Origin of the sequence: Clostridium amylolyticum (genome assembly GCF_900142075.1) — a bacterium.
GTDB lineage: Bacteria > Bacillota > Clostridia > Clostridiales > Clostridiaceae > Clostridium_AA > Clostridium_AA amylolyticum.
Genome location: NZ_FQZO01000002.1, coordinates 238167 through 252358, shown reverse-complemented (window position 1 = coordinate 252358; position 14192 = coordinate 238167). Strand labels below are relative to the sequence as shown.

The window sequence follows — 14192 nt, the reverse complement described above, 5'->3', positions numbered from 1 at the left end:
TAATGTGCCTGGAATAATAAATTCACTGTTAGGGAAGATAGTACCTAGTGCCCCATCAATGGCACAGGAGCAGATCATAGATAACTATATTAAAGATTTTGAAAACAGTCAGAAAAGAAGAGATATGCTCATTGGTGAGAAGTATTATGATAATGAAAATGATATTAAACAAAGGAAAATGTATAAATATATTGATGGTCAAAAGGTAGAAGATACAGAAAGACCAAATAATAAACTATCTCATGGATATTCTAATCTTTTAGTTGATGAAAAGGTAAGCTATTTATTAGGTACAAGTCCCAAAATTACTGCAGATGATGAAGAATTTCAAAAAAAGCTTATAGAGATATTAGATTATAAATTTGATGATAAGCTTCAAGAAATAGGCGTAGAGGCAAGTAACAAGGGGATAGCATGGCTACAACCATATATAAACTCAAAGGGAGAAATAAAGTTTAGGAAACATGAAAGTGAACAAATAATTCCTATATACAAGGATAGCACTAAAGAAGAGCTTGAAGCGCTTATAAGATTTTACTATGTGGAAACCTATGAAGGTATCAAAAAAACAGATGTTAAGAAGGTGGAATATTGGACAAAGGATACAGTATCTTACTATACAAATTATAAGGGAAGTCTTATTCCTGATATAGAAGCACCAGGAGAAGGAGATCCTATAGGACACTTCTTAGTTAATGGTGCATATCAAAGTTGGGGTAAGGTACCATTTATACCTTTTAGAAATAATAGCAGAGAAAAGAATGACTTAACATACTTCAAAGATCTTGTAGATGATTATGATAAAAATACCTCCGATACATCTAATACATTGGATGATATTGCGAGGTTTATTTTTGTACTTAAGAACTATGGTGGTACTGATTTAGCTGAATTTCTTAATGATTTAAAGCTATATAAAGTTGTTAAGGTTGATGATGATGGTGGAGTAGATAAGTTATCGCCGGATGTGAATGTGGATGCGGTGGAAAAGCATTTAGACAGATTAAAGAAAGATATATATACATTTGGTAAAGGTGTTGATAAGGATACAGATAGATTTGGGAACTCTCCTTCAGGAGTTGCTCTCAAGTTTTTGTATGCAGCATTAGATTTAAAATCAGATCAGATGGAGAGAAAATTTAAAAATGCTTTTGATGAATTGTTTTGGTTCATAGCTGAATATTTAAAGATAGTTAATAAGGTCACATATGATTATAAAACAGCTAAAGTAACTTTTGTTAGAAATATGCTAATAAATACATCTGACACAATCAAGAATGTTAATGAATCTCAAGGAATTGTATCAAAGAAGACATTGTTAGAGAATCACCCATTTGTTGAAGATGTAACGGAAGAACTCTTAAGGCTAGAGGAAGAAGAGAAAGTTAATCTACCTTTCAAAGATAAGATACCTACGGAAGATGGTGGGGTAAATGAAGAGTAGTGAGTACTGGGAAAAGAGAATAGCTAATGGCACATGGACCACCTATAATAACTTAGAAGAAAAGAACAGAGCCTTATTAGAAATGTACCAGGAAGCAAGTTTAAATATTTCCGATGAACTATATAGAGTTTCAGAGAAAATGAAAACCTCAACACCAACCTTAAGTGATATGCATAAGTTTGACAGACTTACTAAGTTGCAAAAGAACATTGAAAGTATAATAGGTGAACTTGGAGAAAATGTTGAAAAGTTTTATATAGACAATGCTACACAAGGATTTAAAGAAGTTTATAAAAATGTAAGAGTAGCATTAGGTGAGACAGATTTCAATGAACCACCTAAAAAACTTATGGAGCAGTTCTTAAGGAAGCAATGGGAAGGAAGTAATTTCTCCACTAGACTATGGAAGAATACACAGGTATTAGTTACTAATTTAAATGATGTGGTAACCAATGGACTTATACAAGGTAAAACAGTTACTGAAATGGCAATCCAACTAAATAATAGGATGAATAAGGAATTTAATATATGCCATAGATTAGTAAGAAGTGAAACCATGCATTATTTAAATGAAAGTGCTAAAAGTGCTTATAAAGATGCTGGATGCGAAAAGATACAGTTATGGGCAGCCATTGATGAAAGGACTTGCCCAGTATGTGGAGTAAAGCATGGTAATAAGTATAGTTTGAGAGATGCTCCAGTATTACCATTACACGCTAATTGTAGATGTACTTATATTCCGATTATAGATGATGATGTTGCAAATAATAGTCATGCTATCGCTAAAGAAGATGTTAAGAAAGAATGGCAAAGAAGAAGTATTCCAGATGAACAAATAAAAGATAAAATGAAGAAAAATTATGAAACAGATATGAAACAATACAAAAAATATAAAGAAGTCTTAGGAGAAGAACTACCTAAATCCTTTGATAAGTTCCAGGGATTAAAGTATAATAATAGTGAGGAATGGGGAAAGGTTAAAGATAAATTCTCCGAAGTATTTGTTACAAAAGATTTTGATAGTATACCATCATTTCATGAAAATTGCAGTAATTTATTAACTAGAAAGTGGTATAAATGGCATGATGAAAATATACCAAATTTGATTGATACATCTAAAACAATACAAGAACAAGCAAGACAGGCTCATGAGTTAAGAAATACTTATAGAATACAAGCACGTGACCTCATGAAGGACCAGGAAGAAAGAAAAAATCTAGATACGAAACATCCTAATCCATCATTTGAAGAATTGATAGAACACAAAAAGTTAAAATATGGGCTATCCAACGAGGAAGCTTATGTGGATATAATAAGAAGTAGCCAAACAACAAATAAGAAATATGATAAAATTGCTGGAATAAAGGAGGAGTAACTTGTGAGAATATATAAAACTCAAAATCAAAAAGATAAACTGTTTTTCACTAATTACAAAAGGCTTGATGAAGAGATAGTTTTCAATGAAATAGTAGATATATTAAAAAGTAACCCCTCTGTTAGTATAGGCAATAAAATAGTAGGACCATCAGAGGACATATATAGCTGCAATATATTGAAAGAAGAATTTGAATTAGTACTTGATATAGATTATGGTGGTTACATTCAAAGTAATTCAGAAAAAGCTTTAAATCTTTTAGAGAATATATTAAATTAGTTAGCACTTACTAAATAAAAAATAGTAGGTGCTTTTATTATGTTTAAAATCAAGGAGGGGTGAAGGTGGATATTATATTATCTATACTGATTATAGTGTTTTTATTGACTGGTATATATGTAAACTACACTACTTACAAAAGGAACAAAGAAGATACTAAGCTATTATCTGAAATGAGGGAAGCAGTATCGAAAATCAATGAAAAAGAAAATGCATGTAAAGATGGCATATGTCAAATTAGTAAGAAGGAATAGAATTGGAAAATAAAAAGATAAATATTGCTTAAGTATAAAAAATAGCTGTTCATGAAGTGCCAGTTCAGGAACAGCATGTAATCTTAACTATTGATTCTAAGCAAATTGCTAAAGTTGTTATTGATGAATTAAGAGACAACAAAAGCAATTCAATATAACTCTTAATCCAATCTAAGTACATCCAGTTCATCAAGAATTAACATTGTAACATAAGATGCAATATTAACTGCAATTTGGATTGTAGTATCTGGTTGATTTTCTAAGAGTTTACTATTGGCGTTACAAACTTTTTCTGCGGTTTCAGAGATAAGTTCAGCAAGTTCAGTCTTGGTAATTGATCTAGGCATATGTATACCCCCTTTCAACAAAATTTTACCATATTTGAGAGTAGATATACAAACTATTGTTATTTAAGTCTTAGGAATAAGGCTTTTTTATTTTGCCTTTTTAGCTTTATTACAGGCGTAAAAGAATAAATAAGCAACTATATTTGTGAAGCAAAACACGTATAAAAGCGTAAATATAGGAGGGATAACATGGAGGAATTATTAAAAAAATTAGGTTACACAGATGAACAAATACAGAAGATTATAGGAGGGATGAAAGAAAATAAGATTTTTACTACTACAGAAGAGAAGATAGAAGAGAGATACAACAAACTTAAAGAGCAGAAAGCAGCTCTAGATGAACAAATAAATACAGCTAATGCTACGATCGAGGATCTAAAGAAAAATAATACTGATAATAATACTCTTCAAACTAAAGTAAAAGAGTATGAAGACAAAGTATCAGATTATGAAAAGAAAATATCTGATATGCAGTTTAATTATGCAGTAGATGGGGCCCTTAAAGGGGCAAATGTTAAAAATATAAAAGCAGTAAAGGCTCTTTTAAATATGGAGAATGTAAAGCTTGATGGTGAAAACATAATAGGACTTTCAGATCAGGTAGAAGCACTTAAGAAGAGTGATACATATTTATTTGAGACAACTGTTTCTGGAAATGAACCTAGGGATGGAAAAAATAATCCAACCCCACAAGAAGCTACAGATTTAAGAAGTGCATTAGCACAAAAATATCAATAAAAAAAGGAAAGGTGATATAAATGGCAATTACATTAGCAGAAGCAAAAGTATCAATGGCAGATAAAGTAGACCAGATGGTTATAGATGAATTTAGGAGAAACTCTCTATTACTAGATAAATTAATATTCGATGATGCGGTTTCCCCTGGAACAGGAGGGAGTACCCTTACTTATGGGTATACTAGGTTAAAAACTCCAGCACAAGCAGGGTTTAGAGCAATAAACTCTGAATATACTCCTCAGGAAGCAAAGAGAGAGAAACATTCTGTAGATCTTAAAATATTCGGAGGAGCTTTTGAACTAGACAGAATAGTAGCAAATACTTCAGGCGCAGTAGATGAAGTGGATTTCCAACTTAAAGAAAAGATTAAGGCCGCATCTAATTTATTCCACTACACTGTTATTAATGGAGATAGTGCCGTGGATTCAAAGGCTTTTGATGGATTAGATAAAGCTTTAGCTGGATCAAGTACAGAGATTAACAAAGATAAAATCATTGATCTTTCAACCTCCGGAGCTGTGGATACAAACTATAAAGATTTTATTGATATATTAGATGAGTTTCTATCTGAATTAGATGGAGTTCCTAATATGTTAATGGGAAATGCTAAGCTCATGGCCAAGATAAGAGCTTGTGCAAGAAGAGCTGGGTATTTAACTCAATCAGAGGATGCTTTTGGTAGAAAAGTTGAATCATATGGAGGGATTATACCATTAGTGGATTTAGGATACTATGTAGATGATACTACTGGTACAATACCTACTGTTAAAATTCAAAAAAGAACTATCGCAAGCACCGAAACTGATGGGCTTACAGATTTATTTGCTACAAACATAAGCCTAGGTGGTTTCCACGGTGTTACTGTTAAAGGTGATAAAATTATAAAAACCTATCTACCAGATTTAAACGCACCAGGAGCAGTGAAAAAAGGTGAAGTTGAAATGGTTGCTGCAGTTGCGCTGAAAAACTCTAGATCAGCAGGAGTATTAAGAAATATAAAAATTAAATAGTTAGGAGAGATATTTATGGCTAAATATAAAATACTAGCTCCAAATAAAGAATACACTGGCCTTAGTGCCGGTGTTTCTTTTATTAATGGAGAAGCTGAAACAGAAAATGAATGGCTAGTAGATTGGTTTAGAAATAAAGGATATGAAGTCACTAAAGAGGAGCAAAGAATAGAAGAGTTAACAGTAAAAGAACTTAAGGAGTTAGCAAAGGATAAAGGAATAGAAGGCTACTCTGATATGAAGAAAGATGAGTTGATAAAAGTTCTGGAAGGTGTTGAGGATGTTAAACAAGATTAAAATAGCTCTTCAAATGTCTATAGCAGACACTTCAAAAGATGATTTGTTAAATCTTATGGTAGAAGATGTACAGGAGTTTATTTTAAATTATTGTAATATAAAAGAACTACCAGGAAGGGCTGAAAGCCTAATAAGAAGAATTGTAGTTATTAGATATAATACTTTAGGCTCAGAGGGGTTAAGCTCTGAAAGCTATAGTGGAATATCTCAAAGTTTTATAGATGGTCTTCCTAAAGATATAAAGCAGGAGCTTGGGGCTATAAGGAAGGTGAAGTTTTAATGCCTAGCATTAATAGAGATATGTATCCTATAATATTAGAAACTAAGGTTAAAATCAGAACACCTTCAGGAGCTACTAAAGAAACCTGGGATAAAGCAATTACTATTGCCGTTGCTATATATGATATAGATGATAGAATAAACACACAGAGCGCTAAATTCAACGATTCTAGCCATACTGGGCTCACTAGATATAAAGACATCAAAGAAGGTATAAACAGGATTAGGAAAGGCGATACAGTATATAATATACTATCTGCTAAGACTAAAGGGAGATTAACTCAACTTTATTTAAAAGTAGCTGATACTAATGTCTAGTGAAGATAATAGAAACTTTGTGAAAAGCCTTGAGGAAGCTACTTATAAACAGATTACGGAGGTATTGAAAAATACTGAAAAAGGCTGTATTTTCTTAGAAGGTGAAGCTAAGAAGAATTGTCCAGTTGACCAAGGGCCTCTAAGAGCTGCTATGTTTCATGATGTTAGCTTGACACCAACAGAGATAATTGGAACTGTAGCTAATAGTATGGAAATTGCTCCTTATGTACACCAGGGTACAGGTGTTTATGCAGTTAATGGAGATGGGAGAAAAACACCTTGGAAGTATGAGGCTAAAAGTGGAAAGTATAAAGGGTGGCATACTACAGTAGGGCAAAGACCTAAACCATTTTTAGAGTATTCTAAGATATTTAATAAAGATAAAATAAACAAAATTTTAGGGGGTGATAAGTAGTGGAAATAGATATTAAAAATTATATAGAAGACAGTATAGTTAAGTTAAAAGATAGATTGTTTCCTATATTCACTACTGATATTAAAAAGCCTTCTGTAGTTTATAATTTTACTCCTATAAGTGGGGGACATATTAAAGAATCTCAATTAGAATTAAAGGTTATATGGTCCGACTATGACCAGGTAAAAGAAATAGAAACAGAAATAAATAAAATAATGGATACGGAAGAAGATAAGTCCTTTATTGCTTATGGAAACACTTATTTTAAGAGTTCTGTAGGTGGTGGAGGGCTTTTATTTAGGGATGATTTACAGATGTATGAGAATACATTAATTTTTATAATAAAATGGAGGTGTAAAAATGGCTAATGATGAAATATTATTAGGCGCTGGTGAAGTTTACATGTATGAATTTACTGGGGAGGCTATTCCAGAAAATACAGTAATAGAAAGTGAAACTCATAATGTAGGACATACTTCTGGTGGCGCAAGTGTAGACTACAAGCCGGAAAAATATGACGTTAAAAATAGTTATGGTAAGACAGTAAAATCTTTTATAACTAAAGAGGATATAACCTTTAAGACAGGCCTATTGACCTGGGTAATGGAAAGAATATCACTTCTTTCTACTGCTAAATTCACAACTGATAAAGTTAAAAAGGTTAGAAAGTTAACATTTGGTGGTGGAGGAAGTCTTAAAAATGTACTTGTAAGATTTGTTCACACTAAAGACAACGGCAAAAAAATCAGATTTACCATGATAGGGCAGGGTGGAAATGGTTTTACCATGGAATTTGGAGAAAAGGAAGTAGTTGTAGATTCTGAAATAACTGCTATAGAGTATATTAAAGGATTCCTGGCAGAATTTGAAGAAGAATTGACAGATGAAGAAGTAGCAGCATTAGGAGCATAGAAAATAATATTTTAAGAGCCTTTAGAAATAAAGGCTCTTTTATTTTGGAGGGAAAGCAATGTTAATAGATTTAGATAAATATATAAATAGGACAATAGACTTTAAGATAAACGGAAAAATGGTTAAGGTACAAGAGTTAACCCCATCACTATTTAAAAAGGTATCTGAGTATGAAATGACAGAAGATCCTAAAGAGATATACTCTAAACAAGTTGATTTAGTTGTTGAAATGTTAAACAGAAATACTAGTTCAGTAAGTTTTACAGTTGAAGAAATAGAGAAATTACCTCAATCAGTAGTAAATAAAATTTATATTTCTATAGTGAGTTTTACAAAAGAACCTTTAAATGACCCAAACTAAGAGTTCCCATTCCAGATGAGCCATACGGAAATGCTGTTTTAGATAAGTACTTTCCTATGGAGGAATGGGAACATTTATTTTCGCTTAGTACAAGTGAAGTTAAAAACATTAGCAGTTATTCAGGGTTAAATTTCAATGAAGTTTTAAATTTAGGTATGAGTGAGTATTTGCTCTATAAAAAAGAGGCATGGATATACAATTTAAAACAATCAGAAGAAGGCAGAGAATTTCTTAAGACCTTATGGAGATTACAGCAAACTAAAGCAGATACAAAAGCAATAAGAACATTTGAAGAAAGGAGGAGGTAGTTTGGCAGGTGGAATTCAATTAGCACCACTTTTAACACAAATGAAGGTTGATATTAAAACTTTCAAAAATGATATGGACAAGGTAAAAGTTGAAGCTGTTGGTAGAGCTAAAGAAGTTTCAAAAGAAATGGCAAATGCAGCTAAAGTCGGAGAGAAGATGAGTGAAATTGGCGGAAATCTGACCAAGACTATTACTCTTCCTATAATTGGTGCTGGGACTGCGGCAGCTAAGTTTTCTATGGACTTTGAAGATTCTATAGCTAAGGTGAGTACAATTTCAGAAGAAAGCGAAGTATCTATAGGAGATTTAAGAAAAGGTATTTTAAAGCTTTCTGATGATACTGGAATAGCTTCAGCCGAAATAGCTAACAACGTATATGATGCAATATCAGCAGGACAAAAGACAGGGGATGCCATAAATTTTGTCACTAATTCTACTAAGCTCGCTAAAGCAGGATTTGCTGAAGCTAGTGATTCTCTAGATTTGCTTACTACTATAATGAATGGGTATAAGCTAAAAGCTGAGGATGTAGGAAAAGTATCTGACTTATTAATACAAGTTCAGAATAAAGGTAAGGTAACTGTTGGAGAATTATCTTCCAGTATGGGTAAAATTATAAAAACTGCTGATGTAAGTGGTGTTAAACTTAACCAAGTCGGGGCTGGATACGCTCTAATGACTGCTAATGGTATTAAAGCTGCAGAAACAACAACATATATGAGTTCTATGTTTACCGAATTAAGTAAAAGTGGAACAAAAGCAAGTGATAGTCTAAAAGAAGCAGCAGGTAAAAGTTTTAAAGAACTTATGGATAGTGGTATGAGCCTTGGGGATGTATTAGTAACGCTTGATGATTATGCAAAAAAGAGTGGTTTATCTATGGCAGATATGTTCGGGAGTGCGGAGGCGGGAAAGGCAGCTCTTATATTAGCAGACAATGCTGGAAAAGACTTTAATGAAATGCTTAAAGATATGAACAACAGTACAGGAGCTACAGAGGAAGCATTTAAAAAGGTAAGCGGTACCACTGGAAATGAGTTTAAAAAAGCATTAAATGACATTAAAAACTTAGGTATTGAAATGGGAGACATATTAATGCCGGTTGTTAGAGACGTTATAGCAGGTATAAGGGGTGTTGCAGAAAGATTCAAAAGATTAAGCCCAGAAATGAAGGAAACTATAGTTAAGACTGCTCTATTCGCTGCTACAATGGGACCAGTTTTAAGTGTAACAGGAAACGCAATAACTACATTTACCAAATTAAAACCACTAGTAAGTGGAATAGGTACTGTATTTGGAAGCGGTACTCCTTTAGTTGGTAATTTTCTTGGTAAGTTAGGGTTAACCAAAGCTGTAGGAGCAACTGCAACAACGGCATTAAGTGGTGTTGGAACTGCAGCAGGTACAGCAGCAGGTGCCAGTGGGGTGGCTGGATTAGCAGGGAGCTTAGGTACAGCGGCATTGGCAGCCGCTCCATTTGTAGCAGCAGGAGCTGCGATAGTAGGCACAGGCTACTTAATTCATAAGGAAATGTCAAAGGAAGTTATTCCAACAGTTGATTTATTTGCAGATAAAGTTGGGATAGCTAGCGCAGGAGTAGAAGATTCATACGGAGGAATGGTTCAAACAGTTCAAACGGAAACTGTTAAAATAAGTGATGCAACTGAAAAAGCTGTGGGGGCTTATATGAAGATGGATGATGAAACCACTAAAGCTTTATATGAAATGAGGGTAAAGAATGCAGTTGTAACAGATGCTATAGCAAATGATATGATAAGTAAGTTTAATAATATGGGTGAAACAATTAAAACTGGAAATAGTAAAAACTTTAGTGAGATGAATACCAATTTAACTCAATTTTTTAATGAGAGCAATTTTCTTACATCTCAAAAAGAACAAGAAATATTAAACACTATAACCCAAAAACATAATGAGCGACAAACTATTATAGATGAGAAAATGAAGAGAATATCAGAAATCTATATGAATGCTAAAAACAATAACAGAGCTATAAATGAAGCAGAACAAAATGAAATAAATAGTATTCAGTCTAGTATGAGAGATGTAGCTATTAATACTTTAAGTGAAACTGAACAGGAAGCAGCAGTTATTCGAGAGAGAATGAAAGATTATCAAGGAAGACTAACCGCCGAAATGGCCAGTCAAATGATAACCAAAGCTAATGAAACTAGAGATAAGGAAATTGGTGCAGCTAATGCAAAATATGATGGAATAATTAAACAAGCAGAAAGATTAAAGACTGCTGGAGATATAACTGAAGAGCAATATAATAATATGAAAGAAGCGGCTAGAGTTGCTAAAGAAGAGCAAATAAAGAAAGCTAATGAAGGTTGCGAAGGTATTAAAAATGAGATTAAAAATGCTACTCCAGGAATTGAGAAGGAAGTAGAAATTCAAACAGGAAAAATTAAAACTTGGTACAATAAGGCTTGGGATTCCATTTCAGGATTTTTTAATTGGCTATTTAGTTCAAATGAAAGGGCAAATAAGGAGGCTGAAGGTTTAAATGCTAGTAGTCCAAAATATGATGGTTCAAAATACAATGGACTTTCTTATGTACCTTTTGATGGATATGTAGCTAAATTACACAAAGGAGAAAGAGTTCTTACTGCAGATGAAAATAGGAATTATATCCAAGGGTCTAATAGTGCAAGAGGTGTAAATGTAACTAATAATTTCTATGGCAGAGTTGATTCTCCTTATGAGGTTTCTAAAGCTAGTAAAAAAGCCATGAGAGATTTATCTTTTGCTTAGGAGGCGGTATTTATATTTACAAGAATTGAATTAATTAATAAAGAGAATAAGTTAAGTATTACTATAGAGAGTTTTATTAAGGGTACAGGCGTACTCTTAACCGCTTTTGAAGATGGACAGATACAAGGAGAATTTAGCAAGTTTAAAGGTGTAAACCAACATGGGCAAAGTATAAATTCTACTTCCTTAAGTGAAAGACCTATTGATATTGAGGGAATTATATTAGCTGATACTAGAGAACAAATAGAGGTGCTTAAGAAACAATTAGTGAGAATTTTAAATCCATTACAGGATGTGTTGCTAAAGTACAACGAAGATTATGTAAATAAAGAGATAATTGTAAGAGCTGAAGAAATACCCAAATTCTCTACAGACTATAAGACCAATAATGAAAATGGGTTAGGTTTTAAGTGTTCATTTAATGCTGCATATCCATTCTGGCAAGACCAGGAGGAAAATGTAACTAATATAGAAACATGGGAAGGTGGACTGGAATTTGAATTAGAAATACCTTTCACCGGAATTGAATTCGCTAAAAAAGGCCCTAATGAATTAGTGTTTATAAACTATGGAGATGTAGAAAGTCCACTTGAAATATTTTTCAATGGTTCAGCGCTAAACCCTATAATAACTTTAAATGGTGATAAATTTATTAAGTTAAACAAGCAAATATTAGATACTGAAATTCTTTATATCTCTACAGCCTACGGAAGTAAAAAAGTTGAAATTATAAAAAGTGATGGTATTAGAGAAAATGCTTATAATTATATAGATATTAAGAGTACTTTATCGTTGTTTAATTTAGAGGTTGGAAGCAATACGCTTAGTTACAGTACAGAGGGAGACTTTATTCCTCAATCGGTTATTATTAAATATAAAAATAAATATTTAAGCCTATAGGAGGTGAGGCAATGGCAGAGTTCGGAGGTTTTTTTAATAGTATTAGTGGTGATAGAAAATATAAAGCAGAGGATTTTGCAAACTATTTTAAAACATTTATTACTACTGGAGTTAATCCGGCACCAGGAAGCCTTAAGGTATTAAAAAAATCTAATAACCAAGTGGAGATTAGTGAAGGATCCGGATGCATTAATGGATACTTATATTTAAATACAACTACATTATCTAAGACTGTAGCAGTAGGCACAACTAGGCAAGATAGGATTGTATTAAAGCTAGATTTAATAAATAGAGCATTAAGTATATATGTTAAGCAAGGGGTAACAAGTGGACCCCCTGCACTACAGAGGGATACATCTGTACACGAATTAAGCCTAGCTAAAATAATAGTGAGTGGTTCTGATTTTTCTATTGTAGATGAAAGGCCAGATACTTCTATATGTGGATATATGAGTTTTACAGGTAAGGCAGACACACAGGAAATGTGGAATAAGTTCAATGGAGAGTGGAACAGTCTAAAGACTCTATGGCAGGATTGGTTTACTAATATGCAAGGACAAAGTATTAGAGGAATTTATATCCAAGGAACAACTCCGACAACAGCAAAGGTGGGAGATCTATGGATATAAATACTATTAAAATAATAAATAGTAACTTTGATTTTTTAGGGGATATAGAAGATTATATCTCTTTTTACTTTGTAAGGAATTTCACTAAAGCTAAGGAGTTTCAAATAGTTGCTCCTATAAAATATATAGACATTCTTAAAAATGAAAATATAATTTTTATAACTCCTAAAAAAGTTGGAATTATAGAAGAAGTTGAGGTAGATGAAAGTAAGAAAATAATAACCGCTAAAGGCAGAGATTTAAAATCTATTATAGGCATAAGAATTACAGTGCCACCTGCAGGAAAGGCTTATGATGAAATAAAGGCTACCGCTGAAGAGGTTATTAAACATTATGTAATAGATAACTGCGTTACTCCAGTAGATGTAAAAAGAAAAATTGAGCAATTACAATTAGCTCCTGATAAAAAGAGAGGCCCAATAATAGCATGGCAATCTAGGTTTAAATATTTAGACTTTGAATTAGAACAAATGTGTACTGTTGCAGGAATAGGATGGGAAGTTTATTTAGATTTATATAGCAAAAAATTTATTTTTGATGTAGTTGAGGGAATAGACAGGACTAAGGATTATAATAGCAGGGTTATTTTTAGTGAGGAGTTTGACAATATAACAAATTCCACTCATATAAACAATTCTCTAAGTTATAAAACAATGGGATACGTAGCAGGACAAGGAGAGGGAGAAGATAGATCAGTTCAGGAAGTATTTAAAACTGCAGATATTGGACTATCTAGAAGAGAATTATTTATAGATGCAAGAGATATAGAAAACGAGAATAACTTAGAAGATAGAGCTAAGGCTAAACTAGCAGAATATGATTATATTACTAGCAATGAAAGTACTGCAATTAATTCAAACTTTATATATGAGAAGGATTGGGACTTAGGAGATATAATAATTCTAAAAAATAGTACAGGAGAATCTTATCAAAGAGTTGCAGAAATTACAGAGGTGTATGAAGGACATAGAAAAATAGATATTGTTCTTGGTAGTGTAATTCCTTTGCCTACTGAAAAAATAAATAACCAAATAAATAGCATTCCTAATAGTACTGGTTCGGGTAAAATGTGGCGACCTTTTATAGATAGTAATGGCAATTTAACATGGACGTTAAACTCTTCTTTAGATATACCTGCAGTACAAAACATAAAAGGACCCCAAGGTAATACGGGATCAACTGGACCGCAAGGAGTACAAGGTACACCTGGAATAGGGTTAAACTTTTTATGGAATGGCACCCAATTAGGAGTAAAAAGAGAGGATGAAGTTTCATATAAGTATGTAGAGTTAAAGGGTACCCAAGGCATACAAGGAAAATCACTTGAATTTAGCTGGAACGGTACCAAATTAGGTATAAGAGTGGAAGGCCAAACAACTTATACTTATGTGGATCTTAAAGGAGAAAAAGGAGACCAAGGCATACAAGGCATGCAAGGACCTCAAGGGTTACCTGGCAAAGATGGAAAAGACGGTACACAAATAATTAAATCAGCTACACAACCTACAGGGATTCCTATAGGCACAGTGTGGATATAAGGAGGAGATAAG

At 32.9% G+C, this 14192-nt stretch carries 19 protein-coding genes; 18 read left to right on the top strand and 1 reads right to left on the bottom strand.

The window, feature by feature from the left end; all coding sequences use genetic code 11:
- Nucleotides 1-4 precede the first annotated feature (4 nt).
- Genes BUA82_RS05765 through BUA82_RS05750 form a run of 4 tightly spaced genes read left to right on the top strand, consistent with a single transcriptional unit; the run spans nucleotide 5 to nucleotide 3352 of the window.
- A complete protein-coding gene (locus BUA82_RS05765) occupies nucleotides 5-1444 on the top strand; it encodes a phage portal protein (protein ID WP_083599806.1) in 1440 nt (479 codons plus the stop codon).
- Nucleotides 1434-2819 carry a minor capsid protein gene (locus BUA82_RS20945; RefSeq protein ID WP_073005574.1) on the top strand — a complete coding sequence of 462 codons (1386 nt, stop codon included), beginning with the start codon at nucleotides 1434-1436 and terminating at the stop codon, nucleotides 2817-2819. The genes BUA82_RS05765 and BUA82_RS20945 overlap by 11 nt, the downstream gene beginning before the upstream one ends.
- Nucleotides 2820-2822: 3 nt before the next feature.
- Nucleotides 2823-3098 (top strand): hypothetical protein, encoded by a 276-nt coding sequence (locus BUA82_RS05755; protein WP_073005572.1) that lies wholly within the window; start codon nucleotides 2823-2825, stop codon nucleotides 3096-3098.
- A 59-nt stretch (nucleotides 3099-3157) separates the two neighbouring features.
- Nucleotides 3158-3352 carry a DUF485 domain-containing protein gene (locus BUA82_RS05750; protein WP_143148580.1) on the top strand — a complete coding sequence of 65 codons (195 nt, stop codon included), beginning with the start codon at nucleotides 3158-3160 and terminating at the stop codon, nucleotides 3350-3352.
- A 161-nt stretch (nucleotides 3353-3513) separates the two neighbouring features.
- Here BUA82_RS05750 and BUA82_RS05745 read toward each other — a convergent pair whose 3' ends face one another.
- Entirely contained in the window at nucleotides 3514-3699 is a 186-nt protein-coding gene (locus BUA82_RS05745) for a hypothetical protein (protein WP_073005568.1), read from the bottom strand.
- 189 nt (nucleotides 3700-3888) lie between these two features.
- Here BUA82_RS05745 and BUA82_RS05740 point away from each other — a divergent pair, with 189 nt between their 5' ends.
- From BUA82_RS05740 to BUA82_RS05675, 14 genes are read left to right on the top strand one after another with little or no spacing between them, the layout of a single operon-like run.
- The gene (locus BUA82_RS05740; protein ID WP_073005565.1) at nucleotides 3889-4437 is read left to right on the top strand and encodes a phage scaffolding protein; all 549 of its coding nucleotides are present in this window, start codon (nucleotides 3889-3891) and stop codon (nucleotides 4435-4437) included.
- Between the two features lie 20 nt (nucleotides 4438-4457).
- Nucleotides 4458-5447 (top strand): major capsid protein, encoded by a 990-nt coding sequence (locus BUA82_RS05735; RefSeq protein WP_073005563.1) that lies wholly within the window; start codon nucleotides 4458-4460, stop codon nucleotides 5445-5447.
- Nucleotides 5448-5462: 15 nt separating this feature from the next.
- The gene (locus tag BUA82_RS05730; protein WP_073005561.1) at nucleotides 5463-5744 is read left to right on the top strand and encodes a Rho termination factor N-terminal domain-containing protein; all 282 of its coding nucleotides are present in this window, start codon (nucleotides 5463-5465) and stop codon (nucleotides 5742-5744) included.
- A complete protein-coding gene (locus BUA82_RS05725) occupies nucleotides 5728-6024 on the top strand; it encodes a phage head-tail connector protein (RefSeq protein ID WP_073005559.1) in 297 nt (98 codons plus the stop codon). The genes BUA82_RS05730 and BUA82_RS05725 overlap by 17 nt, the downstream gene beginning before the upstream one ends.
- Complete coding sequence (locus BUA82_RS05720) at nucleotides 6024-6341, top strand: phage head completion protein (protein WP_073005556.1); 318 nt, start codon at nucleotides 6024-6026, stop codon at nucleotides 6339-6341. Before BUA82_RS05725 ends, BUA82_RS05720 begins: the two co-directional genes overlap by 1 nt.
- Nucleotides 6334-6756, top strand: coding sequence for a hypothetical protein (locus BUA82_RS05715; protein ID WP_073005554.1), 423 nt, complete (start codon nucleotides 6334-6336; stop codon nucleotides 6754-6756). The genes BUA82_RS05720 and BUA82_RS05715 overlap by 8 nt, the downstream gene beginning before the upstream one ends.
- The gene (locus BUA82_RS05710) at nucleotides 6756-7124 is read left to right on the top strand and encodes a hypothetical protein (protein WP_073005552.1); all 369 of its coding nucleotides are present in this window, start codon (nucleotides 6756-6758) and stop codon (nucleotides 7122-7124) included. Before BUA82_RS05715 ends, BUA82_RS05710 begins: the two co-directional genes overlap by 1 nt.
- Nucleotides 7117-7668, top strand: a complete 552-nt coding sequence (locus BUA82_RS05705; protein WP_073005550.1) for a hypothetical protein — start codon at nucleotides 7117-7119, stop codon at nucleotides 7666-7668. Before BUA82_RS05710 ends, BUA82_RS05705 begins: the two co-directional genes overlap by 8 nt.
- 58 nt (nucleotides 7669-7726) lie before the next feature.
- Entirely contained in the window at nucleotides 7727-8029 is a 303-nt protein-coding gene (locus BUA82_RS05700) for a hypothetical protein (protein WP_073005548.1), read from the top strand.
- Nucleotides 8030-8085: 56 nt separating this feature from the next.
- Entirely contained in the window at nucleotides 8086-8337 is a 252-nt protein-coding gene (locus BUA82_RS05695; protein ID WP_073005546.1) for a hypothetical protein, read from the top strand.
- A gap of 1 nt (nucleotide 8338) precedes the next feature.
- Nucleotides 8339-11113: a phage tail tape measure protein gene (locus BUA82_RS05690; protein WP_073005544.1), complete on the top strand. Its 2775-nt coding sequence runs from the start codon at nucleotides 8339-8341 to the stop codon at nucleotides 11111-11113.
- Between the two features lie 12 nt (nucleotides 11114-11125).
- The gene (locus BUA82_RS05685) at nucleotides 11126-12013 is read left to right on the top strand and encodes a phage tail domain-containing protein (protein WP_083599805.1); all 888 of its coding nucleotides are present in this window, start codon (nucleotides 11126-11128) and stop codon (nucleotides 12011-12013) included.
- A gap of 11 nt (nucleotides 12014-12024) precedes the next feature.
- Entirely contained in the window at nucleotides 12025-12642 is a 618-nt protein-coding gene (locus BUA82_RS05680) for a hypothetical protein (RefSeq protein ID WP_073005540.1), read from the top strand.
- Nucleotides 12633-14180 carry a siphovirus ReqiPepy6 Gp37-like family protein gene (locus tag BUA82_RS05675; protein WP_073005538.1) on the top strand — a complete coding sequence of 516 codons (1548 nt, stop codon included), beginning with the start codon at nucleotides 12633-12635 and terminating at the stop codon, nucleotides 14178-14180. Before BUA82_RS05680 ends, BUA82_RS05675 begins: the two co-directional genes overlap by 10 nt.
- The last annotated feature ends 12 nt before the right edge of the window (nucleotides 14181-14192 follow it).

Coding starts and splice junctions, on each gene's coding strand:
- BUA82_RS20945 (WP_073005574.1), top strand. CDS start 1,434: ATGAAGAGTAGTGAGTACTGGGAAAAGAGAATAGCTAATGGCACATGG.
- BUA82_RS05745 (WP_073005568.1), bottom strand. CDS start 3,699: ATGCCTAGATCAATTACCAAGACTGAACTTGCTGAACTTATCTCTGAA.
- BUA82_RS05740 (WP_073005565.1), top strand. CDS start 3,889: ATGGAGGAATTATTAAAAAAATTAGGTTACACAGATGAACAAATACAG.
- BUA82_RS05735 (WP_073005563.1), top strand. CDS start 4,458: ATGGCAATTACATTAGCAGAAGCAAAAGTATCAATGGCAGATAAAGTA.
- BUA82_RS05730 (WP_073005561.1), top strand. CDS start 5,463: ATGGCTAAATATAAAATACTAGCTCCAAATAAAGAATACACTGGCCTT.
- BUA82_RS05725 (WP_073005559.1), top strand. CDS start 5,728: ATGTTAAACAAGATTAAAATAGCTCTTCAAATGTCTATAGCAGACACT.
- BUA82_RS05720 (WP_073005556.1), top strand. CDS start 6,024: ATGCCTAGCATTAATAGAGATATGTATCCTATAATATTAGAAACTAAG.
- BUA82_RS05715 (WP_073005554.1), top strand. CDS start 6,334: ATGTCTAGTGAAGATAATAGAAACTTTGTGAAAAGCCTTGAGGAAGCT.
- BUA82_RS05705 (WP_073005550.1), top strand. CDS start 7,117: ATGGCTAATGATGAAATATTATTAGGCGCTGGTGAAGTTTACATGTAT.
- BUA82_RS05700 (WP_073005548.1), top strand. CDS start 7,727: ATGTTAATAGATTTAGATAAATATATAAATAGGACAATAGACTTTAAG.
- BUA82_RS05695 (WP_073005546.1), top strand. CDS start 8,086: ATGGAGGAATGGGAACATTTATTTTCGCTTAGTACAAGTGAAGTTAAA.
- BUA82_RS05680 (WP_073005540.1), top strand. CDS start 12,025: ATGGCAGAGTTCGGAGGTTTTTTTAATAGTATTAGTGGTGATAGAAAA.
- BUA82_RS05675 (WP_073005538.1), top strand. CDS start 12,633: ATGGATATAAATACTATTAAAATAATAAATAGTAACTTTGATTTTTTA.